Genomic DNA, 25,099 nt, shown 5'->3' with positions numbered 1-25,099 from the left:
TGATTCTTACGAGTGCCCAAGCTGCGGGCGCTTTAACATCCTGCCGGGGCGTGGGCTATTGCGAGAGGCCGAATACCTCCTAAATCATCCGTGACTGCGCCCGCCCGGCTGGAGGCCGAAAACGCCTAAAATCCCTGTGCATGGCTGCCAAACGCTTTGATTTCGTGCAGCAGCATGCTATCGACCACCGCCAATCCTACTTATGGGTTCAGATTCGACGACGGTGTCCTGCGCCGCCGTCGAATTGGTGCATCCAGAGGTTTCTACCGCGATCCCGAGGTCGCCGCATGGAGTTGGCAATGGCAGTCGTTCAGAAGATCCGCGAAGCGTACACGTTCGATGACGTTCTGCTGAAGCCCGGCCTGTCGGACATCCTGCCTTCCGACGCCGATATCCGCTCCCACGCCACCCGTGCCATTCCGCTCAATATTCCGATCATCGCATCGGCGATGGATACCGTCACCGAGGCCCGCATGGCGATCGCCATGGCGCAGGCCGGCGGTCTCGGCGTGATCCACCGCAACTTCGATCCGGAGGGCCAGGCCGCGCAGGTCCGGCAGGTCAAGAAGTACGAATCCGGCATGGTGGTAAATCCGCTCACCATCGGCCCCGATGCCAAGCTGGCCGAAGCGCTGGCGCTGATGAGCGAGCACGGCTTCTCCGGCATTCCCGTCGTCACCGGTGCGAGCAAGGACGTCCCCGGCAAGCTGGTCGGCATTCTCACCAATCGCGACGTGCGCTTCGCCAGCAATCCGAACCAGAAAATTTCCGAACTGATGACGCACGAGAATCTCGTCACCGTGCGTGAAGGCGTCAGCCAGGATGAAGCCAAGCGCATGCTGCACAAGCATCGCATCGAGAAGCTGCTCGTCGTCGACGATCAGTATCGCTGCGTCGGCCTGATCACCGTGAAGGACATGGACAAGGCCGTCGCGCATCCGCTTGCCAGCAAGGACGCGCAGGGCCGTCTGCGTGTAGCTGCCGCAACCACTGTGGGCGAGGGTGGTTTCGAGCGCACCGAACGTCTGATCGATGCGGGCGTCGATGTCGTTGTTGTCGACACCGCGCATGGTCATTCGATGCGCGTGCTGGAAGCCGTCACGCGCATCAAGAAGATTTCGAACTCCGTGCAGGTGATCGCCGGCAACATCGCCACCACCGAAGGCGCGCAGGCGCTGATCGATGCAGGTGCGGATGCGATCAAGGTCGGCATCGGCCCGGGCTCGATCTGCACCACACGCATCGTCGCCGGCGTCGGCGTGCCGCAGCTCACCGCGATCATGGATGCGGTGGAAGCCGCGAAGAAGCACAACATTCCGATCATCGCCGACGGCGGCATCAAATTCTCCGGCGATCTCGCCAAGGCGCTCGCTGCCGGCGCTGACATCGCCATGGTCGGCTCGCTGCTCGCGGGCACCGACGAGACCCCCGGCGAAGTGTTCCTGTGGCAGGGCCGTTCCTACAAGGCCTATCGCGGCATGGGCTCGGTGGGCGCCATGGCGCGCGGTTCGGCGGATCGCTACTTCCAGCAGGACATCAAGGACACGCTCAAGCTGGTGCCGGAAGGCATCGAGGGCCAGGTGCCCTATAAGGGCCCGGTGGCCAATGTGATGCATCAGCTCGCCGGCGGCCTGCGCGCCGCCATGGGCTATGTGGGCGCCAAGACGCTGACCGAATTCCACGACAAGGCAGAATTCGTCCGCATCACCAGCGCCGGCCTGCGGGAAAGCCACGTGCATGACGTGACGATTACCCGTGAAAGCCCGAACTATCCGGGCGGCGCTTAACTATATGCGTGATATGCGGCACTTTCGCAGTGCCGCATAGGCATCGCTGCCTAAATTGAGCCCCACAGATCGGCGAAAACGCGCTATTGTTCGCGCGTCACGTGCGCTGTCGGCCATGGATGTCCCGTTATGGATTTCCAGGGCCGGACGAACCCGGCCGCGGAGCTTGGCTCCGCGCCGCGTTGTGATGCTCATTTTCGACAATGACCTCGTCACGCGTCGAAGTAACACCCGCAGAAAAGAACGTTGGATACTATGGCCATTGAATGGACGGACGAACGCATTGCGGCTCTCGACACCGCGCAACTGAAAAACCTGCGTGAGAACGCCACACGCCGCGAGGTCACGGCGCTGGTTGAGCTTTGCACCACCGAGCTCGCCAAGCGTAATGCCGACAAGCCGCGCAGGATCGGCCAGCCGCGCAGCGAGGCCAAGCAGTTCGAGCATGACATGTCGGCGGAGCTCGCCACGGTCGGCAAGGCGATGGCCGAGAAATACGATCTCTCCGAAGCGACCGCCAAGGCGAAGTCCGAAGGCGTGAAGGGCTTCAAGGCGCACAAGCTGCTCGGCTCCGATGGCCATGCCAAGCTCGGCGGCATGCAGCGCGATGGCTCGGTCGCAGTCGATCGCTACATCTCCTATCGTCGCGGCACCGATATCGCGTCGCTCAGCGTGTTCCTGCTCAAGGATCAGCCGATCGAGGCGCATGAATTTCAGGTGATCGCACCGCTGACGATGCTCGACGGCGGCAAGCCCGTGGCTGAAATCCGTCCGACGGCAACGGCGGCGCAGAAGCAGTCGGCCGACGGCGGTCTGTCCTTCAAGGATCTCGACAGCGCAGCTGCAGCATTCGACAAGGTGCTGGCGAAGATCACGGCCTGATATTTGCCGGTTTACGTTTTGAATGCGGCGCGCGATCATCGCGCGCCGCATTTTTTTGCGATCAAGAAATAGAAACGGAGAATTCCCATGTCAGCAGCCAAACGCGTCGTTCTCGCATCGCGCCCACACGGTGAGCCCGGCCCATCGAATTTCCGTATCGAGGATTATGCGGTGCCGACGCCGGGTGAGGGCGAAGTGCTGCTGCGCACGATCTGGCTGTCGCTCGATCCCTATATGCGCGGCCGCATGAATGACGGCCCGTCCTATGCCGCGCCGGTGCCGGTGGATGGCGTGATGGAAGGCGGTACCGTGTGCGAGGTGATCGCTTCGAACAATCCGGGTTTCGCGAAGGACGATATCGTGCTGGCTCATGCCGGCTGGCAGACCCACGCGATCTCCGACGGCAAGGGGCTGCGCAAGCTCGATCCGAAGCTGGCACCGATCTCGACGGCCGTCGGCATTCTCGGGATGCCGGGCATGACCGCCTATACCGGCCTGCTTGCCATTGGAAATCCGCAGGCCGGCGAAACTGTGGTCGTTGCCGCAGCCTCCGGCGCGGTCGGCTCTGCGGTCGGCCAGATTGCGAAGATCAAGGGCGCACGTGCCATCGGTATCGCGGGCGGCGCCGACAAGTGCCGCTATGTGAAGGAAGAACTCGGCTTCGATGAATGCCTCGATCATCGCGATCCGGATTTTCCGGCAAAGCTCAAGGCCGCGTGCCCCAACGGCATCGATGTGTATTTCGAGAATGTCGGCGGCGCGGTGTTCGAGGCAGTGTTTCCGCTGCTGAACTTCTTCGCGCGCATTCCGGTTTGCGGATTGATCGCACAATACAACGATACGACGTCGGAGGCGCCGAAATGGGCCGGCGCGATGATGCGCAACGTGCTCACCAAGCGCCTCAACTTCCGCGGATTCATCGTGCGTGACTTTGCGTCGATGCATGGCGACTTCCTGCGTGACATGTCGCAATGGGTGCGCGAGGGCAAGGTAAAGTACAAGGAGCACGTCACCGAAGGTCTCGATAACGCGCCAACGGCGTTCATGGGGCTGCTGAAGGGCGCGAATTTCGGCAAGCAGCTCGTGCGTGTCGGCGCCGACAAGGCGTAAGGCGAATACGCCTTCAGGCTGTCATCACTGCGGGCGCACCGTGCCGTCCGCATTGATGACGGTGAACAGATCGATGTCAGTCTGGCCCGGCGCGCGGCGGTGACGCACTTCAAAGCCGTCGGGCTGGAAACTGTATTCCACGAGCCCGACTTCCTTGACGCCGATCGTCTCCTGCTTGTCCTCCGGACCAATGATGAAACTACTTGAGGGCGCCCAGATGTGCCTGACGCCGCGCCATATGGTGTCGCGCCGCTGGTGCACATGACCACAGGCGACGAGCCGCAGATCGACAGGGTCAAGCAGATCGATGAGACGCCGGCGCGCCGGCATCGGGACGTAGCGGATCGACGTTGCGGCCAGTTCCGGATCGTCCGGTGCATTCAGAAATAGCGGCTTGTGGATGAACAGCGCCAGCGGCCGTCCGTTCAGGCCCGCCAGTTGCGAGGCGAGCCAGTCGAACTGTTCCTCTTCGCAGGCGAGCCCGCTATTCATGATCAACGAGTTCAGACCGATGAAACACCAGCCGGCCGCGTTGAAGCGCCAGTGGTCGTGTCCAAAGACCGAGACGAATGCCTGCCGGTTCTGCTCGGAAATCAGTTGGCTTGGCGGCGGGGCGACCAGAGTCGGGTTGTCGCCGATGTCGTGATTGCCCGGCAGATAGCGGCAGGCGACGGGAAGGGCGTCATGCAGTGACCTGGCAAAGGCGAGGTCATCGGGATGGCCCGGGCCATCGAAGGCAAGGTCGCCACTATTGATGACGAGGTCTGGCTTTGCCGCGTCGATGAACGCGCAGACGCGCTGGAAATTTGCGGCGAACTGCGGAAAGCCTGCGCCGAGATGCGTATCGGTGATCTGGATCAAGCGGAATTCGGACATGGCGGGAACTCCTCTAGTGGGGAGTGTAGCCGTTCCGGATGTCAGCCAGATGGCTTGTGCAACCGAAAGGTTAGATCACGCGATATCTGATTGCATAGCCGTCGTTGCGGGCCGTCTTGCCTGCACTGGCTGAAGCGCTCACGTGATCGACCAGATGCCACGGGCTGAATTCAGTCGAGTGGCTCGGGCTTGCGGCCAGCCGCAGTTTGAATATCAGCGGTGCTTCGCCCGGCACGTTCACGATCATCACACGCTGCGCCGTGCGAAATTTCAGCGGCACGGTACCCCTGAGAATGCTCTCGCCCTTGTTCGTGAAAGTCGGGCCTTCGCTGATGGCGGCGAGGGCCTGGTTGCGGTCGGTATGCAATTCGATCTGCGTGGCTTCCGCGATGATCTTCGCCGCGACCGCGTCGGGCAGGCGGATTTCGAATTCGACGGCGGGTCTGGTCGGATTGATGCCGAGATAGCCCAGTGCCGTGTGGCGCATGTCGGTGGCGGCGAAGGCCAGGAGGCCCAGCACGGCCAGCGCCGCGACGCCGTGGTGGACCACGTCATGGACCGAGCGATATCGGGCCCGGAAATAGAGATTCAGCAGGATGGCCACCGCGAGCGCCGCGGCGGCGCCGGCCAACGCCGACATCGTGAGGCCGGCCCAGCTGTCCGGGTCGCCGGGCGTCAGCATCGCAAAGAGGGCATCGAGATAGGCCATGGCGGGGCTCACGGGCAGAACTCTTGAGGCTGGCGCGCCGCCGGGCAGCGCCTGCAAATGGGTGTCGAGGGCCGCCCAGCCGGTTCAATGGAACCTGCATGGAACCGATATGGAACTCATATGGAACTCTTGGGCCGGTTAATCGTCATGTTCCAAGGGGCGGGTCTGTAGCGCGAGCGGGGTGCCGCGCGGCTCTGAATTCCCCGGGCTGAGGAAATTTCAATGTCGATTCAATGGGTTTTGTTGCCGGTTTTCGTGCTGGTGGCGATTACGCTGGGCATGTTCTTCTGGACCGGCCGGCGCGGCGGCCTGCTGAGCCGCAACGACGCCGGCGATCTGCCGAATACCGCTCCGCAGCTCGATCTGCTGTTCTATGCGCTGATCGCCATCGGCCTGCCGCTGCGCAAGATCGATCTGGTGCTGGTCTGCCTGTCCTGGATCTTCGTGATCGCCCGCTTCGTGGGCACCGGATTCATTGCCAATAGCCGGGGATCGCAGGCCTGGCTCGCCAGCGCGCTTGTGTTGTTGGCGATGTGGTTCTACTTCGCGCTACGGATGCTTCTCCTGATCTGATCGGGAGCGGCGTCGCGCCTCTCTCCGTTGAAAGATTGCCATGACTCCCGCCGCACGCCTCTCCGCCGCGATCGAAGTGATCGAGGCCATCGACACCCAGCGTGTCCCCGCCGCCAAGGCGCTGAAGGAATGGGGCACCGCGCACCGCTTCGCCGGCTCCGGCGACCGGGCCGGGATTTCCGGGCTGGTCTGGGACGTGCTGCGGCGGCGCGCCTCCAGCGCCTGGATCATGGACGACGACACGTCGCGGGCGCGGCTGCTCGGCATGCTCAAGGCCGAGCGCAGGATGGATGTCGATACGATTGCCGCGCTCTGTGACGGCAGCGGTTTTGCGCCGGCGCCGCTGTCTGACGCGGAGCGTTCGGCGCTGGCGTCGCGCACGGTGGCGGATGCACCGGCGCATATCGCCGGCGATTATCCGGAATGGCTCGACGGCCAGCTGGCCGATGTATTCGGCGACGATCGCGTGGCGGAAGCCACCGCCATGGCCAGCCGCGCGCCGCTGGACCTGCGCGTCAACACGCTGAAGGCCAAGCGCGAGAAGGTGCTGGGCTCGCTGCGCCATCTCGGCGCCACCGAAACGCTCTGGTCGCCTTTGGGGCTACGCATCGAGCTCGGCGCCGATGCGCGCAATCCCGGCATCCATGCCGAGGAGGATTTCATCAAGGGCGGCATCGAGGTGCAGGACGAGGGCTCGCAGCTCGCGGCCCTGCTGTCCGGTGCCAAGCCGGGTGAGCAGGTGATCGACCTCTGCGCGGGCGCCGGCGGCAAGACGCTGGCGCTGGCGGCGATGATGCAGGGCAAGGGCCGGCTGATCGCCACCGATGCCGACAAGCGCCAGCTCGCACCGATCCACGAGCGGCTGTCGCGCGCCGGTATCCACAATGCCGATATCCGCACCCCGAAGGGCCCGGATGATACGCTGAGCGACATTCACAACTCCGCGGACCTCGTGCTGATCGACGCGCCATGCACCGGCACCGGCACCTGGCGCCGCAATCCCGACGCCAAATGGCGGATGCGGCCGGGCGCCCTCGAGGTCCGGATCAAGGACCAGGCCGAGGTCCTCGACCGCGCGGTGGCGCTGGTGAAGCCGGGTGGCCGGATCGCCTATGTGACCTGTTCGGTGCTTCCCCAGGAAAACCGCGACCAGATCCGCGCCTTTACCGCCCGCCAGCCGGAGTTTTCGGTGGTCCCGCCGGCGCAGGTGATGTCGGTGCTGTGGGACAAAGCCGAGGATTTCGCCGCGGCGACCTATCAGAGCCCGGAAGGCCTGCTGATGACCCCGCGGAAGACGGGAACGGACGGGTTTTTCGTGTCGGTGATGAAGCGCCAGCCGGTAGGCTGAGACCCCTTCGCCGTCATTGCGAGCGCAGCGAAGCAATCCAGAAGGCCACAAGCGAAGACTGGATTGCTTCGTCGCAAGGGCTCCTCGCAATGACGGGGATAGGCCGGTGCAGGGCTGCCATGACAGCCTTTTCAGCCTTGCGACCCCGCCGTGAGTCGCGTAATTCCTCGCTATGACAGCCCCCAGCAAAAGCTCCGTTTCGCCCGCCGATCCGTCACCCCATGTGGCCTCGGCGCATGACAAGATTCTGATCGTCGATTTCGGCTCTCAGGTGACGCAGCTGATTGCGCGGCGCGTCCGCGAGGAGGGCGTCTATTCCGAAATCGTGCCGTTCAACAAGGCGGAGGCTGCCTTCGCCGAAATGAAGCCGAAGGCCGTGATCCTGTCCGGCGGCCCGGCCTCGGTGCTCGACGACAACGCGCCGTCGGCGCCGCTGTCGATCCTCACCGCTGGCGTGCCGGTGCTGGGCATCTGCTACGGCGAACAGACCATGGCGCAGCAGCTCGGCGGCACTGTCGAGGCTGGGCATCATCGCGAATTCGGCCGCGCCGCCATCGAGATCACCGATACCTGCGCGCTGTTCGACGGGGTGTGGGAAGTGGGTGGCAAATACGACGTCTGGATGAGCCATGGCGACCGCGTCACCAAGATGCCCGACGGCTTTCGCGCCGTCGCCAAGGCGCCGGGCTCGCCGATCTCGATCATCGCCGACGACACCAGAAAATTCTACGCGATGCAGTTTCATCCGGAAGTGGCGCATACGCCCGACGGCGCGAAGCTGATCCGCAACTTCGTGCGCAACATCGCCGGCTTCACCGGCGACTGGACCATGCGCGCCTTCCGCGAGGAAGCCATCGAGAAGATCCGCGCCCAGGTTGGCAAGGGCAAGGTGATCTGCGGTCTCTCCGGCGGCGTCGACTCCGCTGTGGCCGCTGTGCTGATCCATGAAGCGATCGGCGACCAGCTCACTTGCGTATTCGTCGATCACGGCATGCTGCGCAAGGACGAGGCCAAGACCGTCGTTGATCTGTTCCGGCACCACTACAACATCCCGCTGGTGCATGTGGATGCATCGAAGACGTTCCTCGGCGAGCTCGAAGGCGTCACCGATCCCGAAGTGAAGCGCAAGACCATCGGCCGTCTGTTCATCGACGTGTTCGATGCCGAGGCCAAGAAGATCGGCGGCGCGGATTTCCTCGCGCAGGGCACGCTGTATCCCGACGTGATCGAGAGCGTCTCCTTCACCGGCGGACCTTCAGTCACCATCAAGTCGCACCACAATGTCGGCGGCCTTCCGGCCCGCATGAACATGAAGCTGGTCGAGCCTTTGCGCGAACTGTTCAAGGACGAGGTCCGCGATCTCGGCCGCGAACTCGGCCTGCCGGACATCTTCGTCGGCCGCCATCCGTTCCCGGGCCCCGGCCTCGCGATCCGCTGCCCCGGCGAGATCACGCGCGAGAAGCTCGACATCCTCAGAGAGGCGGATGCGGTCTATATCGACCAGATCCGCAAGGCCGATCTCTACGACACCATCTGGCAGGCCTTCGCCGTGCTGCTGCCGGTGAAGACCGTCGGTGTCATGGGCGACGGCCGCACCTATGAATACGTCGTCGGCCTGCGCGCCGTGACCTCCACCGATGGCATGACCGCCGACTTCTACGCCTTCGACATGAAATTCCTCGGCGAGACCGCGACGCGCATCATCAACGAGGTCAAGGGCGTCAACCGCGTGGTGTATGACATCACGAGCAAGCCGCCGGGGACGATTGAGTGGGAGTAGGGGAAGGCATGGTCGCCGCGACCAAGCTCTATTTCTCGGCGATTGCGGTTTAGTTTCGATTTTTAGAAGGGTCCTGTATCGGGCGATAAGAAGTTAGGTCTAGAGCGTTGCAACTCTTGGGTGTTCGTTTAATGTTGCGCATCTTCTTTGGGGGGCGCAATGAAGCCGGAAAAGCTGACGATCTATGACTTGTTTATCCGGGAACGGCGATATGTCGTGCCACTTTACCAGCGTGCTTATGTTTGGACAGAGCAGAGCCAGTGGGAGCCGCTTTGGGAAGACATCGAACGGTTAGCCGAAGCCTCAGTCGTTGAGCCCGATACAGGTGGTGCGCGTTCGCATTTTTTAGGCGCGATCGTTCTCAACGTTGCGAAGATTGTAGGTAGCGGTGTAGCCCGTTCGGAAGTCATAGACGGCCAACAACGTCTGACAACCCTTCAGTTGTTCTTGGCGGCACTGCGAGACTATGCGGTTGGCATACAGTCTCAGCAGACCGATCGTTTAAGAGCATTGACGCTTAATCCGTACCAGAGTGACGGTTCGGAGACTTCATTTAAGGTTTGGCCAACCAATGCGGATCGGAATACGTTCCGAACCGTCCTGACAAGTAAGTCGCCTAATGCTCTCCTGAATGCTCTAGGCGTTTCGGCAGCTGGCGCAGCGCCTCTGTTGGCGCAAGCATATTTTTACTTCTTTCAGCGCATCGCGGACTTCGTTGGTTCCGGCGATTTTGGCCAAAAGGAAGTGCGACTGCTCGGTCTGACTCAAGCACTTCGTACGGCCTTGCAATTGGTTGTTATTGAGCTGGAAAGTCATGACGACCCACAAGTGATCTTCGAGACGTTGAACGCGCGCGGTCAGCCTTTGTTGCCATCGGATTTGATCCGTAACTACATCTTCATGCAGACATCAGCTTCCGAAAGCCAAGCCGATGCGTTCTATGATCGATACTGGCGGCCATTCGATGACCTGCGGCAGAGTGAAACAGTCAAGGGCGAAAGCCGATTCTGGCATGTGGATGAACGCCAAGGTCGGTTGACGCGCCCGCGGATTGACTTGTTCCTTTTCCACTATCTGGTGATAAAACGGGAGCGTGAGCTAAATATAGGCCAGCTATTTCGCGAGTTCAAAGAGTGGCGTGAAGCCGAAAATGTAGCAACCGAGTCCTTGCTCGCGGACCTCAAAGCCTACAGTGAATTATTCTCCAAACTAGTAGCGCCGGCTGGCTATGATCGGATTGCGACCTTCGCCAAGCGACTTAAGTCGCTCGACAACAGTACAGTTTATCCCTTGCTGCTATACGTGCTGTCACTCAATAAAGATGTCTTGCCGATTAAGGCTCGCGACCAAATTTTAGCGGATTTGGAATCTTGGTTGGTGCGACGGTTTATCTGCCAACTCACCAATAAGAATTATAATAACTTCTTTGCCTCACTGCTGGCCAAGGTGAAAAAATGCGAGCCCAATGGCGATATTTCTGCCGTTGTCCGGTCCGAGTTGAGCAGGTCAGTCGAAGTTACAGGTCGCTGGCCTGCTGATGAAGAGTTCCGCGCAGCTTGGCTATCCAAGCCTCTATATGCGAAGTCGCGGCCCGACCGCTCTGCAATGGTGTTGGCCGCGATAGAGGCGCAAATTCGAACGGCAAAGAACGAGGCTGTTACTGTACTGGATGGCCTTTCAGTGGAGCATCTACTGCCGCAGAAGGGCGAATTGTCCGATTACCCATTCGCTAATCCCATGCCGCTTGCTCTCGGAGAGGTGCCCGCAACTGCACGAGAGCGACTGCTCCATACGGTAGGAAATTTGACACTGTTGACGGTTGCGTTGAATTCTTCAGTTAGCAATGGTCCGTTCTTGGAGAAAACAGAAAAGATCGTAGCCGACAGCGATCTTCGCTTGAATGCTTGGCTGAGAACAGATCCACCAAAGGAATGGTCAGAACATTCGATCGTAGATCGTGGGATCGAGCTTTTTAAGGCGGCTGTTGCAATCTGGAGCAACCCCAATGAAGTGCAGCCCAAACTTGATTGGAAGGCTGACAGCGCCGAGCAGTCCTCATGGCAGTTTACTGATGCAGCGTCGCTCGCCGCTAAGCGACAGCAAATTCTCAACGGATTTGGTGAGTTAAAGCAGGTTGAATTTATCTCGGAAACTGCCGCCAAACATCGCAGCGTCGATGGGAAGGTTAGAGCAGCGGTAGCGGTGTCCAAGCGCTATGAGGCTCAGGCAGGAAATCCATATTGGTATGGATATCACCTTCAATGGGACCGTTTTCTCAACGAAGGCCAGGATAGCTACTTTGTTCTTGGTTGTATGGATATTGACACGGCCTACGTCATTCCAAAAGCGGTATTGGACGCACTACTGCCGTCTATGCACACAACGAAGCGTGCTGGGCCTGGTCAATCATATTGGCACATTCATTTAGCCGAGAAGAATGGCCAGTTGGTGATGCTTCTTCCTAAGGGGGTAGGCGAGTTCGACTTGACGCCTTACAAAATGCGAGTAAGTGCTGCCGAGACAACACCAGCTTAGGCGCCTTGGGTAGCTGAGCCCGCGGTTGCGCCAATTAGTATACCGGACCGTGCGTTGTGATCTCGACCGATTGCCGTGTCATATCCGCTCAAACGCGGTGGCCTTCAAATATTCGGTCGCGCGCTGCTCGAAGACGTTAGCGCGCGCGACCAGTTGTCCGCGTCGATCACACCGCCGCAGATCAACTACTGCTCCTTCTTGAACAAATCCTGGAAGATCAGCTGGCCCCAAATGCGGCCGCGTGCGTGCACCAGCGCGCCACCTTCGTTGAGCTTTCCCAGCTTGACGGGTGCGAAGCCGAGTTGCTTGGCCAGGGCCGCCACGGGAGCGATCGCGTCCTCGTCGTCAGCAGACAGAAAGACGACCCGATGTCCGCCCGCGACGATCGGATCGGTAGCCAGAGTGGCTGCGCCCAGGTGATTGAAGCCTTTCACGAACCTGGCGCCGGTGAATGCCTTCGCGACGACGGCGGAGCCCGGGAGACCGTCCGGCTCGTCGGGGCCCGGAAACAGGTTCATCGCGTCGATGACCGTCTTGCCGTCCCAGCTCGGCAGGATCTTCGCAACGTCGCGATGCTCGCCGAAAGGGACCGCCAGGATGATGGTGTCGGCCTCGAGCGCATCCCGCAGCGACCTGGCGACGACCCCGGGTCCGATCGCCCGGGCCTGTGGCGCCAATGCCTCGGGCGGCCGGCGGCTCGCGACGGTCACGTCGATGTTTTTGCGAGCGAAGGCGTGGGCGAGGGCCTGGCCTATCTTGCCGAATCCGATAATTGCGTAGCTCATAATCTTCTCCGATTTTGTTTTGATATTGATTCACGGCCTTCGAGGGCGCCGGGTTATTCGGTCCGCGGTGGCGCCCGCGTAGAGGTCCTGCGGTGAACGAGGTGCGATTTCAGATCGCCGAGAAGCCGCCGTCGACAGACAACTCCAGCCCATTCACGAAGCTTGAATCGTCTGACGCAAGAAACAGTGCGACCGCCGCAATTTCCTCAGGGCGACCCATCGTTCCGCGCGGGATCAGGGATTCGAACATCTGCTTCGCCTCCGGGGTGAGAACCTGGTCCTGCATCGGTGTGGCGATCGGTCCCGGGTGCAGCACGTTCACCCGGATATTCCTGCTCTTGAGTTCGTTGAGCCATCCGCGTGCGAATGCGTGCAGCGTCGCCTTGCTCGCCGCATACACGCTGTAACCGGGAAAACCTTTCAGCGACGCGACCGACCCGGTCATGAAGATCGATCCGCCATCGTTGAACAGCGGCAACGCCTTCTGCACGGTGAACAGCGTGCCGCGCGTATTCAGGCCGAAGGTCGCATCGAAATGCTGCTCGGTGATCTCGCCCAATGGCACGGCTTCGCCCGTGCCGGCGCTTGCGTACAGGACGTCGATCCTGCCCTTTTCCCGCTTGACCGTATCGAACAGGCGGTCGAGGTCGTCGAGATTGGCCGCGTCGCCGCGTACGCCGGTCACATTCCGGCCAATCAGCTTGATGGCCTCGTCGAGCGCCTCCTGCCTCCGGCCCGTGATGAACACATAGGCGCCTTCTTCGACGAACCGCTTGGCGCTCGCCAGCGCCATGCCGCTCGATCCACCCGTGATGACTGCAACCTTACCGTCTAGCTTTCCCATAACTTCTCCTGTCGTGGTGTCGGGACTGTCCCCGAGAACCTGGAGATGGGTCTGCCGGCGTCAGGCGTTGAGTGCGGAAGCGCGCACATCGGTGGTGCGAAATCGATCCGGATGGACGACTAACGCCAGCCGCGGCGATCGGTGTCCGCCGTTCGGAATTGGGTCGCGCTTGCCGGCACAGGCTATGAGAACCGCCCGTACCGCTGTTCGATGTGTTAGATATGGGCTTAGGAAGGCGCACCGTGCGGTGCGGGATTGCACCATGATCGACTGGGATGACGTTCGCTATTTTCTTGCCGTCGCGCGCGGAGGCTCGGTGCGGGCTGCCGCCGAGCGCCTCGGTGTGAACCACGCGACCGTGTTGCGACGCATCGCCCAGCTCGAGGCACGCCTCGGGGTGCAGATGTTCGAAAAGCTGCCTTCGGGCTACCGCCTGACGGCTGCGGGCGAGGAGGTTCTCGAGTTCGCGGACCAGATGGAAGCGTCGTCGCATTTGCTGGAGACGCGCATCTTCGGTCGCGACCAGAGCGCGCGCGGGCTTTTGCGGGTGACGCTTCCACCGTTCCTCGCGACACACCTGCTTATGCCGGATCTCGCCGATTTCGCGCGTATGCATCCGGACATCGAGATGGAAATCATGTCGACCGGCGAGGTGGCAAATCTGACCAACCGAGAGGCCGACGTGGCGATCCGCATTGTCGCCAACCGCAAGACTCTGCCGCTCAATCTTCACGGCCTGAAAGGACCGGAGCTGTTCAGCGGTGTCTACATGTCTCGCGATCGACTAGCCGCGTGGCGTGCGGGCACGCCTGATCCCATCCGGTGGATCGTCATAGACAATCATGGACTCCCGGCCTGGGCGCGCGAGGGAGAGGTTCACACCACGGGAGTTCCGTTCAGGACCCCGGACGCCGAGACGCAGATCGTTGCTGTACGGCAAGGGATCGGGATGACAAAACTGCCGTGCTTCGTCGGAGATGCTGACGCTCTATTGGTGAGGGTGCCGGGCACCGACCTGCCCATGCATGGGACGCTCTGGCTTCTTACACAGGGGGAGACACGCAAGACGAAGCGCGTGCGGCTCTTCACCGAGTTCGTATCCGGAAGGCTCGCCGCCTACGCGCCGCTGCTCGCGGGGCTGTCCGTATCGCGCGACTGACGCGCGGCGGGTCGCCGACCACCAATTTGCTGACGGTGGCGGGTCAGGCCGACCTTTCGGACGTGTCTTCGGAGAGTTTTTTTGCGACAGGTCGGGTGAGAACCAGCATTTCAGCCCGGCAAGCATGCCTGCCGTCATGTTTTGACCGTTGAACGCTGAATTTAAAGGGCTATTTTTACTGCAATGCAGTATCTTGTCAGTCGGTCGCGATTGACGTACTCGAAGCCGAATTCGCCTTTAGACCGGTTTTAACAATAACGGTTGGTGGCGCTGCGTTTCCAGCGTCAACCACCTCATGACGTTGGGATGACGATGAGCCTCTATTCAGATTACCTCGCTGAAATCGAAAGCAGAAAAGCTCAAGGCCTCGCTCCCAAACCGATCGACGACGGCGCACTCACCGGCGAAATCATCGCCCTGATCAAGGACAACGGCAGCGAATACCGCGCCGACGCCCTGAAATTCTTCATCTACAACACCCTGCCGGGCACCACGAGCGCCGCAGGCGTCAAGGCCGCCTTCCTGAAGGAGATTATCCTCGGTGAGGCGATCGTCCCGGAAATCACGCCGACCTTCGCGCTGGAACTGCTGTCGCATATGAAGGGCGGCCCCTCGATCGGCGTGCTGCTCGACGTCACGCTCGGCAGTGATGCCGGGCTGGCGAAGCAGGCCGGTGAAGTTCTGAAGACTCAGTTCTTCCTCTACGACGCCGACATGTTCCGGCTGCGCGATGCCTTCAAGGCGGGCAATGCCGTCGCCAAGGGCGTGCTCGAGAGCTATGCCAAGGCCGAGTTCTTCACCAAGCTTCCTGACGTCGCGGACGAGATCAAGGTCGTGACCTACGTCGCCGCCGAAGGCGATATCTCGACCGACCTGCTGTCGCCCGGCAACCAGGCGCATTCGCGTTCGGACCGTGAGCTGCACGGCCAGTGCATGATGACGCCGCAGGCGCAGCAGGAAATCGTGGCGCTGCAGAAGCAGCATCCCGATAAGCGCGTGATGATGATCGCCGAAAAGGGCACAATGGGCGTGGGTTCGTCGCGCATGTCCGGTGTGAACAACGTGGCGCTGTGGACCGGCAAGCCGGCCAGCCCCTATGTGCCCTTCGTCAACTTCGCCCCGGTCGTCGCCGGCACCAACGGCATCTCGCCGATCTTCGCGACGACGGTGGACGTGACCGGCGGCATCGGCGTCAACCTCAAGAACTGGGTCAAGAAGCTCGACGCGGACGGCAAGCCGATCCTGAACAACGACGGCAACCCGGTCCTCGAACAGAAATTTGCGGTCGATACCGGCACCGTCCTGACGCTCGATGCCAAGGGCAAGAAGCTGTGCGACGAAAACGGCAAGGAACTGGTCGACGTCGCTGCCGCCTTCACGCCGCAGAAGATGGAGTTCATGAAGGCCGGCAGCTCCTATGCCATCGTGTTTGGCAAGAAGCTGCAGACCTTTGCCGCCGAAACGCTCGGCGTCGAGCCGACCCCGGTTTTCGCTCCGAACAAGGAGATCTCGGTCGAAGGCCAGGGCCTGACTGCGGTCGAGAAGATCTTCAACCGCAACGCCGTGGGCGTGCTCGGCGGCAAGGTGCTGCATGCGGGCTCGGACGTGCGCGTCAAGGTCAACATCGTCGGCTCGCAGGACACCACCGGCCTGATGACCGCGCAGGAGCTGGAAGCGATGGCGGCCACCGTCATCTCGCCGATCGTCGACGGCGCCTATCAGTCGGGCTGCCACACGGCATCGGTGTGGGACAAGAAGGCGCAGGTCAACATTCCGAAGCTGATGAGCTTCATGAACAATTTCGGCGTGATCACCGCGCGCGATCCCAAGGGCAGCTATCATGCGATGACCGATGTCATCCACAAGGTGCTGAACGACATCACCGTGGATGACTGGGCGATCATCATCGGCGGCGACAGCCACACCCGCATGTCCAAGGGCGTCGCCTTCGGTGCCGATTCCGGCACCGTGGCGCTGGCGCTGGCGACGGGCGAGGCGACCATGCCGATCCCGCAATCGGTCAAGGTCACCTTCAAGGGCGCGATGCAGCCGCATATGGACTTCCGCGACGTGGTGCATGCGACCCAGGCGCAGATGCTCAAGCAATGCGGCGACAATGTTTTCCAGGGCCGGATCATCGAGGTCCATCTCGGCACGCTGCTCGCCGACCAGGCCTTCACCTTCACCGACTGGACGGCCGAGATGAAGGCCAAGGCGTCGATCTGCATTTCGCAGGACGACACGCTGATCGAGTCGCTGGAGATCGCCAAGTCGCGCATCCAGATCATGATCGACAAGGGCATGGACAATGCCGCGGGCACGCTGAAGGGCCTGATCGCCAAGGCCGATGCGCGCATCGCCGAGATTCGTTCGGGCGAGAAGCCCGCGCTGACGCCGGACGCCAATGCGAAATACTTCGCCGAAGTCGTCGTCGATCTTGATATCATCGACGAGCCGATGATCGCCGATCCCGACGTGAACAACGCCGATGTGTCCAGGCGCTACACCCACGACACGATCCGTCCGATTTCTTATTACGGCGGCACCAAGAAGGTCGACCTCGGCTTCGTGGGCTCGTGCATGGTGCACAAGGGCGACATGAAGATCGTCGCCCAGATGCTCAAGAACATCGAGAAGGCCGAAGGCAAGGTCGCGTTCAACGCGCCGCTGGTCGTCGCGGCTCCGACCTACAACATCATCGACGAGCTGAAGGCCGAAGGGGATTGGGAAATCCTGCAGAAGTATTCCGGCTTCGAATTCGACGATGTGAAGCCGAAGACCGCGAACCGGACCACCTACGAGAACATCCTCTATCTCGAGCGTCCGGGCTGCAACCTGTGCATGGGCAACCAGGAAAAGGCGGAGAAGGGCGATACCGTTCTGGCGACCTCAACCCGTCTGTTCCAGGGCCGCGTCGTGGAAGACACCACCGAGAAGAAGGGTGAATCGCTGCTGGCCTCGACCCCGGTCGTGGTGCTGTCGGCGATCCTCGGTCGCACGCCGAGCGCCGAAGAATACAAGGCCGCGGTCGAAGGCATCGACCTGACGAAGTTCGCACCGCCCAAGATCGGTGCGATGGGGGCGTCCGTCCACTACTAGGGTGGAGAGCGAGAGCTGTTCAAAAATTGGCGCGGCAGGTGAAGGCCTGCCGCGCCCCGGGGCTGGTACGCGAGCGGGCATCCTGTACGAGGCCTATACCATTTGTATCGACTATATCCGCAAGGTGGGCCTTTAGGACGCCAACTGGCTGGCCTTTGCCATGCTGCTGCCGGTGAAGACCGTCGGCGTGATGGGCGACGGCCGCACCTATGAATACGTCGTCGGCCTGCGCGCAGTGACCTCGACCGATGGCATGACTGCGGACTTCTGCGCTTTCGACATGAAGTTTCTCGGCGAGACCGCAACGCGGATCATCAACGAGGTGAAGGGCGTCAATCGCGTGGTGTATGACATCACCAGCAAGCCGCCAGTAACGCTTGAATGGAAGTGAAAGGAGCGCGTGATCCAGCATCAGTTTGTGCTGCCTCCGCCTCTGATGTTCTGGACCATCGTTAGATTGGTTGATCAGAGAGCTTGCAGATGTGGCGCCACAACTCTTCGACAGATCAAATCGACGTGCGATGGTTTCAGGAAAGATGCGAGTTCTGCAACTCGAAGCTGGTCGCGATTTCCATACCCGATCGTTGGCCACTTGATCGAGCGCTTTTGAAAGAAGAGCATGAATTGCGCGTCAATTCGGTCTCAGGGATAGATGACAACTACGTAGAGAATCTTGAAATATGTTCGGACTTCCACGTCGAGGATGTGCAGTTTCGACTATGTGCTGCGTGCGGCTGGTGGTGCATTGTTCAAGGCATCCACTACGAGACCTGTCGCCCATTCATTACGTTTAATTGGGCCGCGGGGTGCCTGCGTAACGAACAGGCATCGCTTTCAGCCATCCCTGTGAAAGAAATGCGGCAGGCCTTGTGCGCCTGCTATGAGCGACGATGGTCGATAGAACCTCGTCAAATGGAAGACATAGTTGCAAGCGTTTTCAAGTCATCGGGGTGTCAGACAAGAATTTCCAAGCAGTCTCACGACGGCGGAATCGACGTCTTCGGAATCGATCAAGCTGGCTCTCCGTTTGGAGTCCAAGTGAAAAGGCACCAGAATAAAATTCGTATCGAGGAGATACGATCGTTCTTGGGTGCTCTGCTGCTGCACGGCATCGCACAAGGCGTCTTTGTAACAACGTCAACCTTCACTAGCGGAGCGTCAAGACTTCAACAGCAAGCACGTTTCGCAGGAATTCGATTGGAATGTATTGATGCGCAGCATCTCTTTGAGATGATTAAGGCAGCACAAGTGTCGGACTTTAATTTAGCTGTGGCGCCCGAGCTGGCAGAGGAATACGCGCGTCAGATTTCCTCATTGCATTTTGGATACTGTTCTCACCTCGGTAGCCACTAGCTCTGCCCGTTAGTTTGCGCCAGCCGAGCGCGGCGCGCGATACCGGTGGATCGACGTCGACCACCATGGATGGTCGACCGATGACCCTCACTCGCATGTTCGACGAAACCTATGCCGACGTCATCGCGGTGCTGCACGAGAGCAAACTGATTTACGAGCGGTATGCCGGCGCGCCGAAGCTGTACAAACCACATGTCGCCATGTCAGTGACAATTCGTTCACCGGCACGCTGGCCAGCATTCTGGTTGCCGAGGGCAAGATCGATCTGCGGGCACCGATCCCGCTTTCGATCCATTGCTGCCGTCCACAGGTCAGACCATGAAAGGCTCGAGTAAGCCCAGAGCGGACTTTTGTTAGCCGGTCGGTGGCTTGCCGGTGAAGACCGCCAGTTGATCGGCGAAGGCGCGCTTGTAGGCGGGCCGCGCTTCGCCGCGGGCGATATAGGCGCAGAGGTTCGATAGTCCTCCAGTAGTCCTGATCCGTTCAATCTGCGCAGCACCGTCACCATCAGCAGGTCGCCGGCGCTGAACCTGCCGTCGAGCCAGTCGGCGTCACCAAGGCGGATGGACAGGTCTGCCAGTCGGGCGCGAACGCGATCGTCGAGGATTGGCAGGCGCGTCGCGTACCAGGTCTTGTCGCGCTCCGTGAGCGTGGCGGCTCCGCGTTCCACGATCGGCGGCTCTACGGTGCTGAGCGCGGCGAACATCCAGGCGATCGCGCGCGCCCGGGCATTCGCATCGTCTGGCAGCAGGCCCGGATGGCATTCCGCGATATGGAAGACGATCGCCCCCGACTCGAACAGCATGAGATCGCCGTCTTCGTAGGTCGGGATCTGTCCGAAGGGATGAAGCCTGCGATGCGCGGGTTCTTTCATCTCAGCGAACGACAGTAGACGGACGTCGTAAGGCTGGCCCACCTCTTCGAGCGCCCAGCGAACGCTCATGTCACGCGCCAATCCCCTTCCGCGATCGGGAGATCGTTCAAAGGCGCTAATCGTGGGCATCGTTTCTCTCCACCTGGGTGTTTCGCATCCCCAGGACGAACGAGCGGCGCCTCTCCCGACAACCGATTTTGATTTTTGGCCGCGGAATTTCGCGGGCCGAACCTGTCATCGGACCCCGCCGGACTACGGATATTCTTCGAAACCGAGAGCATTGACCATTGAGCGAGCTGCTAACTTAGAGATGAAATTACGGAGCGTCACACGCTCGATTCAGAATGATCAAAGATGAGGTGGCTGTTCGAGTGAAGGACGGTCGCCTGCAGCAGTCGCCAGACGACATGCGACTGATCAATGCACCCCCGCTCAAACGCGGGATGTGCGTCATTCTCCGCGATGTTACGACTGGCTCACCATCCTCCCGGAGAGCCTTCATGTCTGACGCGCCTGCACCGAGCCAAGTACCCACCGCCGCCGAGACCGATCCCGAGACGCTCGGCTGGATGAAGGGCTTTCCGCCTGCGCAGGACAAGACCATCCAATTTCACGACGGCTCGTTCCGCAACTTTCCCGAGCTGCGTTGGGCTTGGAGCAATGTCCGCCAGCTGGTGCCGACGGTGAATGTCTGGCGCGGCGCAGGCGGCGCTTCGGTGCTGCCGCGCGCGGAGCGCGATATCGGCGGAATCGCGTCGACCACCATGGATAGCCGGCCGATGACGTTTGCCCGCATGTTTGACGAGACCTATGCCGACGGCATTGCCGTGCTGCACAAGGGCAAACTCATTTACGAGCGCTATGCCGGCGCGCTGAAGCCGCACAAGCCGCATATCGCGATGTCGGTGACCAAGTCGTTTACCGGCACGCTGGCCGGCATTCTGGTCGCGGAAGGCAAGATCGATCCGCAGGCACCGGTCACCGACTATGTGCCGGAGTTGAAGGCCACGGCCTTTGGCGATGCTGATGTGCATGAGGTCATGGATATGACCACGGGGCTTCTCTACACCGAGGTTTATACGGACAAGAATTCCGATGTGTGGGGGCTGCGGCGCGCCAATGGCATGGCGCCGATCCCTCCGGATTACGAAGGCGCGAGCGACATCTTCGCCTTTCTCTGCACGCAGCAGAAGCAGGGCGAGCATGGCAAGGCGTTCGCCTACAAGACCGTCAACACCGACGTGCTGGCCTGGATCATCCGCCGCGCCAGCGGCATGACGCTGTCCGATCTTCTGTCGGAGCGCATCTGGGCGCCGATGGGGGCGGAGGAGGACGCGCATTATCACGTCGACCGCATCGGCACCGAAAGCGGCGGCGGCGGACTGTCGACGACGCTGCGCGATCTCGCGCGCTTCGGCGAGGTGATGCGCAATCACGGGCGCTTCAATGGCCGCCAGATCGTGCCTAGCGCAGTGGTCGAGGACATCGAGCGCGGCGCCGATCCCGAGAAGTTCAAGCCGGCCGGCTACACCACGCTGCCTGGCGCGTCCTATCGCAACCAGTGGTGGGTGACCCACAATCAACACGGCGCGTATATGGCGCGCGGCGTCTACGGGCAGGGGCTCTATATCGATCCGAAGGCCGAGATGGTGATCGCGCGCTATGCCTCGCATCCGGTCGCCGGTAATGCCGCCAACGATCCGGTGACGCTGCCGGCCTATATGGCGCTGGCGAAGGAACTGATGGCGGGCTGACCATCAGGGTTCGTGGAACCCGAGGGAACCCGGTCGGGAACCTTGGGGCAGGTTGGGCGTATGCTTGGCGGCCGACATCTTCCGTCGGCGCCAGGCGGACCCCTCCAGAATGATAAAACCCTTGTCCATCGCTCCGTGGCTGCGCTGCTCGTGTGCGGCGCTGTTGATGTCATGCACCGTCGTCGCAACGGCGCCTCTGTATGCACAGGAGCGGACGTCTGGCGCGCGGGCTGCCCGCAGCAATCCGGCTGTCGCCACTGACGGTGCGACGCTGATTCATGGCAATTACTGCGGTGCCGGCAACCGGCCGGGCAAGCCACCCATCGATGCCCTCGATCTTGCCTGCATGAATCACGATGCCTGCACGCCGGCGAGCGGCATTCCTAACTGCGACTGCAACGCCAGGCTTCGCGACGAAGCGGCCGCAGTGGCAGGGGACCCCCGACAAGCGCCGGAGCTCCAGAGTCTGGCGGCATTGACCTCAGCGGCTGCGGCCGTGATGATCTGCAAGCCGATGATCGATGCCGCAGTTCCTCCGGTGGCTGCTCCTGTCCCTGTGGCTCGGGACGCTCCTGCAGCAGGCGCGCCAGTGGCAATCGCGCCGGCTCCCGTTGCTGGAGCACCTGTGTCGATTGTCCCTGAGACTGTGGCGCCAGTGCCCACATCTACGGCTCCTGAAACAGCGGCAACTGAAGCGCCTGTCAGCGTGGCGCCCGTCACGGAAGCTCCCGCGTCTGCGGCGCCCGCGCCCAGGTCGCGGTCGTTGCCCTGAGCCGCCGCGAGCCTCGATCAGCCCTTGCACCTCGTGATTTTTCCGGCTCAATCGTCATTGTGATTTGCGCCTCGCCATTGGTGAGGCCGATGGCGGAGTAGGGTGCGCATGAAGTTATCTGTCGCAGGGTTTGTGACATTCGCAGTCCTGCTGGGGCCTTTAGCGTTCGACTCTGCGGCGATGGCCGCCGATCCCATCCGTATCGGCGCGGTCCTGCCGTTTTCCGGCGGTGTCGAACTTTATGGTGAGCAAGCAAAACTCGGGCTCGATCTCGCTGCCAGGGAGATCAACGCGGCGGGTGGCATTCTCGGCAGGCCGCTCGAGGTCATCTATGTCGATGACAAGACCCGGCCGGCCTCCGCCGAGAGCGCGATGCGGTCGGTGATCGACAGCGGCGTCGTGGCGGTTGTCGGCCCTGTCACCTCGGCCAACTTCAATGCGATCAGGCCGCTTGCCGAGAGCACGAAGACGCCGCTGCTTTACGCCACCAATTTCGAAGGCGGCACATGCAGCCGCTACATCTTTTCGTTCAGCACGGTGCCGAACCAGGATCTCGGCCAGTTGCTGCCCTATGTGAACGAGGCTGTCGGCAACACCTACTTCCTGCTCGGCGCCGATCGCGTCTGGCCGCACCAGATGTTCGATATAGCCAGGCCGCTGATCGAGAAGCTCGGCGGCACCATCGTCGGCACGCAATATACGCAGGGGACCGAGACGGACTTCACGCCGCTGATTAAGCAGGTGGCGGCGGCCAAACCAAAGGTGCTGCTGTTCGCGCTGAAGGGTGACGGCATCGATTTCATCCGGCAGGCCGATGATCAGGGCTTGTTCAAGGAGACCACGGTTGCATTCCTGGGATTGTCCGAGATCGATCTCGGCATCTTCAAGGGCAAGGGCCAGAACATGATCACCGTCGTGCCATCGCTGGCGACCAGCGACGCGCCGGAGATGAAGGCGTTCGTCGCCAAGGTGCGGGCCTCAGCCGGCAACGACGTGCTGGTGTCGAACTATGTCATGAGCCACTACAACACGCTGATCGCGCTCAAGGCTGCGATCGAGAAAGTGGGCCGTGTCGACAAGGAGGCCATCGTCGATGCGCTGGCCGGGCTCACCATCCCGTCGCCGACTGGAACGGTTACCATCGATGCGAACCACTATGCGACCATGAGCATGTTCATCGCCAGGACGCAGGGCAGTGAATTGGTCACCGTCCGTGCGCTCGGCAGAATTCCGCCTCAGCCGGGTTGCACATTGGCTGGTCGCTGATCGGAACTGGCGAGCAGACGACTGGTGTAAGTCGCGCGAGATTGCTTAACTCGGCATCGACACAATTCTGGATGAGCGAAGAGGACAACGAATGGCACGTGTGCGCTGTATCACCGAGATGGGCATGGGCGTCGACGTCCACGGCCGCGACGCCACTAAGGCTGCGAAGCGAGCGGTCTCCGATGCAATCCGCCATTCCAGCGTTGGCTTCTTCCGGATGGTTGGCAAGACGCCGCATGACATGTTTGTCGATGTGACCGTCGCGGTGCCGAATCCGGACGACGTCGACACGGCGGCGGTCGCGCAGGAATTGCCTTACGGCACCGTGACCGTGACCGCGGTCAAAGGCGGCCTCGACATTCCGGCCGAGAGTGGCGGCGACGGCATTCTCATTGCCAATGCGGCGGTGATCGTGAGCCTCGACGACGGCAAATAGAGTCAACTTGCCTCAGACGACGATCGTGCTTCCGCGATCTCGAGAACTCCCTCCCGTCCTTTTCACGCTTGACTAATCCATAACTCATTGGTTATTGATCTGATCGATAGCTGACGGGTTATGGATGGCGATGCCGAACACCTTCGATGTGCTCTTCAAGACGCTCGCCGATCCGACCCGGCGAGCGATCTTCGAGCGACTTTGTCGTGAGGGGGAGCAGACCGTCGCGGCACTGACCGCGCAAGCCGGGGTTTCGCAGCCGGCGGTCTCCAAACATCTCGGTGTGCTGAAGCAGGCGGGGCTGGTGCTCGATCGCCAGAGCGGCCGTCAGACACATTATCGATCGCAACCGGCGGCCCTGGCGCCGCTGCTCGACTGGACCAGCCAGATGGCCGGGTTCTGGGAGAGCCGGTTCGACGATCTCGAACAACTGCTGAAGAGGATGGACAATTGACCAATACTGCAGCCGAAACACGTTCCGTCGTCGTCGAGCGGGAATTTGGCCATGCGCCGGAAAAGCTCTGGCGCGCGCTGACCCAGCCGCATCTGATCGCCGAGTGGCTGATGAAAAACGATTTCCAGCCCGTCCTCGGGCATCGTTTTGATCTGAGCGCAAACTGGGGCGTGGTCGCTTGCCGGGTCACGGAAGTCGAGCCGAACCAAAAGCTCGCTTACACGTGGGAGGCCCTGGGTCTCGAGAGTGTCGTAACCTGGACGCTTACGCCTTCGAGCAACGGGACACTGCTGCGGATGGAGCAGATCGGCTTCCGGCCGGATCAGGAGCAGGCCTATCAGGGCGCCAAGTTCGGATGGCCGCGCTTCCTGGCGTCGATGGAGCAGCTTCTGGCGCGACTGGACTGAATTCGGCCGACACAGAATCTCACGCCACTTCCGCATTGCACTGAGGGTCACTCAACATGAGCCTATGGATCAGATACGCACACCGCTGGCTGTCGCTGGCCTTTACCGTGACGGTCATCGCCAATTTCGCTGTCCGCGGATTTGGCGAGCCTCCAGCCTGGGTGACCTTCTCGCCGCTGCCACCGCTGTTTCTGTTGATGTTCAGCGGTCTCTATATGTTCGTGCTGCCCTATGCCGCAAAGTGGCGTAGAGCAACGCAGGGCAGTGGACGGATGAACGCGTGAATTGGAATGCGC

At 61.2% G+C, this 25,099-nt stretch carries 21 protein-coding genes and 2 pseudogenes; 18 read left to right on the top strand and 5 right to left on the bottom strand.

The window, feature by feature from the left end:
* Window positions 1-299 precede the first annotated feature (299 nt).
* The 3 genes from guaB (at window position 300) to AB7813_RS06780 (ending at window position 3,779) form a co-directional block, all read left to right on the top strand.
* Window positions 300-1,787, top strand: a complete 1,488-nt coding sequence (gene guaB, locus AB7813_RS06790; protein ID WP_089263865.1) for an IMP dehydrogenase — start codon at window positions 300-302, stop codon at window positions 1,785-1,787.
* A 255-nt stretch (window positions 1,788-2,042) separates the two neighbouring features.
* Complete coding sequence (locus AB7813_RS06785; RefSeq protein ID WP_089263866.1) at window positions 2,043-2,669, top strand: hypothetical protein; 627 nt, start codon at window positions 2,043-2,045, stop codon at window positions 2,667-2,669.
* A gap of 87 nt (window positions 2,670-2,756) precedes the next feature.
* A complete protein-coding gene (locus AB7813_RS06780) occupies window positions 2,757-3,779 on the top strand; it encodes an NADP-dependent oxidoreductase (protein WP_231080406.1) in 1,023 nt (340 codons plus the stop codon).
* A 24-nt stretch (window positions 3,780-3,803) separates the two neighbouring features.
* Here AB7813_RS06780 and AB7813_RS06775 read toward each other — a convergent pair whose 3' ends face one another.
* Entirely contained in the window at window positions 3,804-4,655 is an 852-nt protein-coding gene (locus AB7813_RS06775) for a metallophosphoesterase family protein (RefSeq protein WP_231080407.1), read from the bottom strand.
* Window positions 4,656-4,725: 70 nt separating this feature from the next.
* Entirely contained in the window at window positions 4,726-5,421 is a 696-nt protein-coding gene (locus tag AB7813_RS06770) for an acriflavin resistance protein (protein WP_231080408.1), read from the bottom strand.
* Window positions 5,422-5,586: 165 nt separating this feature from the next.
* On the opposite strand from AB7813_RS06770, the gene AB7813_RS06765 reads away from it, so the two are divergent.
* The 4 genes from AB7813_RS06765 to AB7813_RS06750 all read left to right on the top strand — a co-directional run bounded on the left by AB7813_RS06765 (window position 5,587) and on the right by AB7813_RS06750 (window position 11,600).
* Window positions 5,587-5,937: a hypothetical protein gene (locus AB7813_RS06765; protein ID WP_231080409.1), complete on the top strand. Its 351-nt coding sequence runs from the start codon at window positions 5,587-5,589 to the stop codon at window positions 5,935-5,937.
* Between the two features lie 40 nt (window positions 5,938-5,977).
* Complete coding sequence (locus tag AB7813_RS06760; protein WP_231080411.1) at window positions 5,978-7,285, top strand: RsmB/NOP family class I SAM-dependent RNA methyltransferase; 1,308 nt, start codon at window positions 5,978-5,980, stop codon at window positions 7,283-7,285.
* Window positions 7,286-7,457: 172 nt separating this feature from the next.
* The gene (guaA, locus tag AB7813_RS06755; RefSeq protein WP_231080413.1) at window positions 7,458-9,065 is read left to right on the top strand and encodes a glutamine-hydrolyzing GMP synthase; all 1,608 of its coding nucleotides are present in this window, start codon (window positions 7,458-7,460) and stop codon (window positions 9,063-9,065) included.
* 159 nt (window positions 9,066-9,224) lie between these two features.
* Window positions 9,225-11,600 carry a DUF262 domain-containing protein gene (locus tag AB7813_RS06750; RefSeq protein ID WP_439083321.1) on the top strand — a complete coding sequence of 792 codons (2,376 nt, stop codon included), beginning with the start codon at window positions 9,225-9,227 and terminating at the stop codon, window positions 11,598-11,600.
* Between the two features lie 185 nt (window positions 11,601-11,785).
* Here AB7813_RS06750 and AB7813_RS06745 read toward each other — a convergent pair whose 3' ends face one another.
* Both AB7813_RS06745 and AB7813_RS06740 read right to left on the bottom strand, forming a co-directional pair.
* Window positions 11,786-12,385: an NADPH-dependent F420 reductase gene (locus AB7813_RS06745; protein WP_439083322.1), complete on the bottom strand. Its 600-nt coding sequence runs from the start codon at window positions 12,383-12,385 to the stop codon at window positions 11,786-11,788.
* A 109-nt stretch (window positions 12,386-12,494) separates the two neighbouring features.
* Window positions 12,495-13,229: an SDR family NAD(P)-dependent oxidoreductase gene (locus AB7813_RS06740; RefSeq protein WP_439083323.1), complete on the bottom strand. Its 735-nt coding sequence runs from the start codon at window positions 13,227-13,229 to the stop codon at window positions 12,495-12,497.
* 262 nt (window positions 13,230-13,491) lie between these two features.
* Here AB7813_RS06740 and AB7813_RS06735 point away from each other — a divergent pair, with 262 nt between their 5' ends.
* The 5 genes and pseudogenes from AB7813_RS06735 (at window position 13,492) to AB7813_RS06715 (ending at window position 19,175) form a co-directional block, all read left to right on the top strand.
* Window positions 13,492-14,388: a LysR family transcriptional regulator gene (locus AB7813_RS06735; protein WP_439083324.1), complete on the top strand. Its 897-nt coding sequence runs from the start codon at window positions 13,492-13,494 to the stop codon at window positions 14,386-14,388.
* Between the two features lie 312 nt (window positions 14,389-14,700).
* The gene (locus AB7813_RS06730; RefSeq protein ID WP_439083325.1) at window positions 14,701-17,487 is read left to right on the top strand and encodes a bifunctional aconitate hydratase 2/2-methylisocitrate dehydratase; all 2,787 of its coding nucleotides are present in this window, start codon (window positions 14,701-14,703) and stop codon (window positions 17,485-17,487) included.
* A 106-nt stretch (window positions 17,488-17,593) separates the two neighbouring features.
* Window positions 17,594-17,878 (top strand): annotated as a pseudogene (locus AB7813_RS06725) (GMP synthase (glutamine-hydrolyzing)); the annotation flags it as partial.
* 89 nt (window positions 17,879-17,967) lie between these two features.
* Window positions 17,968-18,840: a restriction endonuclease gene (locus AB7813_RS06720; protein ID WP_439064108.1), complete on the top strand. Its 873-nt coding sequence runs from the start codon at window positions 17,968-17,970 to the stop codon at window positions 18,838-18,840.
* Window positions 18,841-18,920: 80 nt separating this feature from the next.
* Window positions 18,921-19,175, top strand: a complete 255-nt coding sequence (locus tag AB7813_RS06715; RefSeq protein WP_439083327.1) for a hypothetical protein — start codon at window positions 18,921-18,923, stop codon at window positions 19,173-19,175.
* Between the two features lie 18 nt (window positions 19,176-19,193).
* Here AB7813_RS06715 and AB7813_RS06710 read toward each other — a convergent pair.
* Window positions 19,194-19,843 (bottom strand): annotated as a pseudogene (locus AB7813_RS06710) (glutathione S-transferase family protein).
* 371 nt (window positions 19,844-20,214) lie between these two features.
* Here AB7813_RS06710 and AB7813_RS06705 point away from each other — a divergent pair.
* The 6 genes from AB7813_RS06705 to AB7813_RS06680 all read left to right on the top strand — a co-directional run bounded on the left by AB7813_RS06705 (window position 20,215) and on the right by AB7813_RS06680 (window position 25,087).
* Entirely contained in the window at window positions 20,215-21,468 is a 1,254-nt protein-coding gene (locus AB7813_RS06705) for a serine hydrolase domain-containing protein (RefSeq protein ID WP_439064105.1), read from the top strand.
* An 880-nt stretch (window positions 21,469-22,348) separates the two neighbouring features.
* The gene (locus tag AB7813_RS06700; protein ID WP_439083328.1) at window positions 22,349-23,506 is read left to right on the top strand and encodes a substrate-binding protein; all 1,158 of its coding nucleotides are present in this window, start codon (window positions 22,349-22,351) and stop codon (window positions 23,504-23,506) included.
* A gap of 91 nt (window positions 23,507-23,597) precedes the next feature.
* Entirely contained in the window at window positions 23,598-23,942 is a 345-nt protein-coding gene (locus tag AB7813_RS06695; RefSeq protein WP_439083329.1) for a Lin0512 family protein, read from the top strand.
* Window positions 23,943-24,072: 130 nt separating this feature from the next.
* Window positions 24,073-24,396, top strand: coding sequence for an ArsR/SmtB family transcription factor (locus tag AB7813_RS06690; RefSeq protein WP_093761570.1), 324 nt, complete (start codon window positions 24,073-24,075; stop codon window positions 24,394-24,396).
* Window positions 24,393-24,803: an SRPBCC family protein gene (locus tag AB7813_RS06685; protein WP_175366199.1), complete on the top strand. Its 411-nt coding sequence runs from the start codon at window positions 24,393-24,395 to the stop codon at window positions 24,801-24,803. The genes AB7813_RS06690 and AB7813_RS06685 overlap by 4 nt, the downstream gene beginning before the upstream one ends.
* Before the next feature lie 56 nt (window positions 24,804-24,859).
* On the top strand, window positions 24,860-25,087 hold the full coding sequence (locus AB7813_RS06680; protein WP_439083330.1) for a hypothetical protein: 228 nt from the start codon (window positions 24,860-24,862) through the stop codon (window positions 25,085-25,087).
* The last annotated feature ends 12 nt before the right edge of the window (window positions 25,088-25,099 follow it).

The organism is Tardiphaga sp. 20_F10_N6_6, assembly GCF_052076045.1.
GTDB classification, from domain to species: domain Bacteria; phylum Pseudomonadota; class Alphaproteobacteria; order Rhizobiales; family Xanthobacteraceae; genus Tardiphaga; species Tardiphaga robiniae.
This window is presented reverse-complemented; position numbering and strand designations above follow the sequence as displayed.

Coding starts and splice junctions, on each gene's coding strand:
- AB7813_RS06775 (WP_231080407.1), bottom strand. CDS start 4,655: ATGTCCGAATTCCGCTTGATCCAGATCACCGATACGCATCTCGGCGCA.
- guaB (WP_089263865.1), top strand. CDS start 300: ATGGCAGTCGTTCAGAAGATCCGCGAAGCGTACACGTTCGATGACGTT.
- AB7813_RS06750 (WP_439083321.1), top strand. CDS start 9,225: ATGAAGCCGGAAAAGCTGACGATCTATGACTTGTTTATCCGGGAACGG.
- AB7813_RS06715 (WP_439083327.1), top strand. CDS start 18,921: ATGACCCTCACTCGCATGTTCGACGAAACCTATGCCGACGTCATCGCG.
- AB7813_RS06760 (WP_231080411.1), top strand. CDS start 5,978: ATGACTCCCGCCGCACGCCTCTCCGCCGCGATCGAAGTGATCGAGGCC.
- guaA (WP_231080413.1), top strand. CDS start 7,458: ATGACAGCCCCCAGCAAAAGCTCCGTTTCGCCCGCCGATCCGTCACCC.
- AB7813_RS06680 (WP_439083330.1), top strand. CDS start 24,860: ATGAGCCTATGGATCAGATACGCACACCGCTGGCTGTCGCTGGCCTTT.
- AB7813_RS06730 (WP_439083325.1), top strand. CDS start 14,701: ATGAGCCTCTATTCAGATTACCTCGCTGAAATCGAAAGCAGAAAAGCT.
- AB7813_RS06745 (WP_439083322.1), bottom strand. CDS start 12,385: ATGAGCTACGCAATTATCGGATTCGGCAAGATAGGCCAGGCCCTCGCC.
- AB7813_RS06695 (WP_439083329.1), top strand. CDS start 23,598: ATGGCACGTGTGCGCTGTATCACCGAGATGGGCATGGGCGTCGACGTC.
- AB7813_RS06765 (WP_231080409.1), top strand. CDS start 5,587: ATGTCGATTCAATGGGTTTTGTTGCCGGTTTTCGTGCTGGTGGCGATT.
- AB7813_RS06735 (WP_439083324.1), top strand. CDS start 13,492: ATGATCGACTGGGATGACGTTCGCTATTTTCTTGCCGTCGCGCGCGGA.
- AB7813_RS06720 (WP_439064108.1), top strand. CDS start 17,968: ATGTGGCGCCACAACTCTTCGACAGATCAAATCGACGTGCGATGGTTT.
- AB7813_RS06705 (WP_439064105.1), top strand. CDS start 20,215: ATGTCTGACGCGCCTGCACCGAGCCAAGTACCCACCGCCGCCGAGACC.
- AB7813_RS06785 (WP_089263866.1), top strand. CDS start 2,043: ATGGCCATTGAATGGACGGACGAACGCATTGCGGCTCTCGACACCGCG.
- AB7813_RS06780 (WP_231080406.1), top strand. CDS start 2,757: ATGTCAGCAGCCAAACGCGTCGTTCTCGCATCGCGCCCACACGGTGAG.
- AB7813_RS06740 (WP_439083323.1), bottom strand. CDS start 13,229: ATGGGAAAGCTAGACGGTAAGGTTGCAGTCATCACGGGTGGATCGAGC.
- AB7813_RS06690 (WP_093761570.1), top strand. CDS start 24,073: ATGCCGAACACCTTCGATGTGCTCTTCAAGACGCTCGCCGATCCGACC.
- AB7813_RS06700 (WP_439083328.1), top strand. CDS start 22,349: ATGAAGTTATCTGTCGCAGGGTTTGTGACATTCGCAGTCCTGCTGGGG.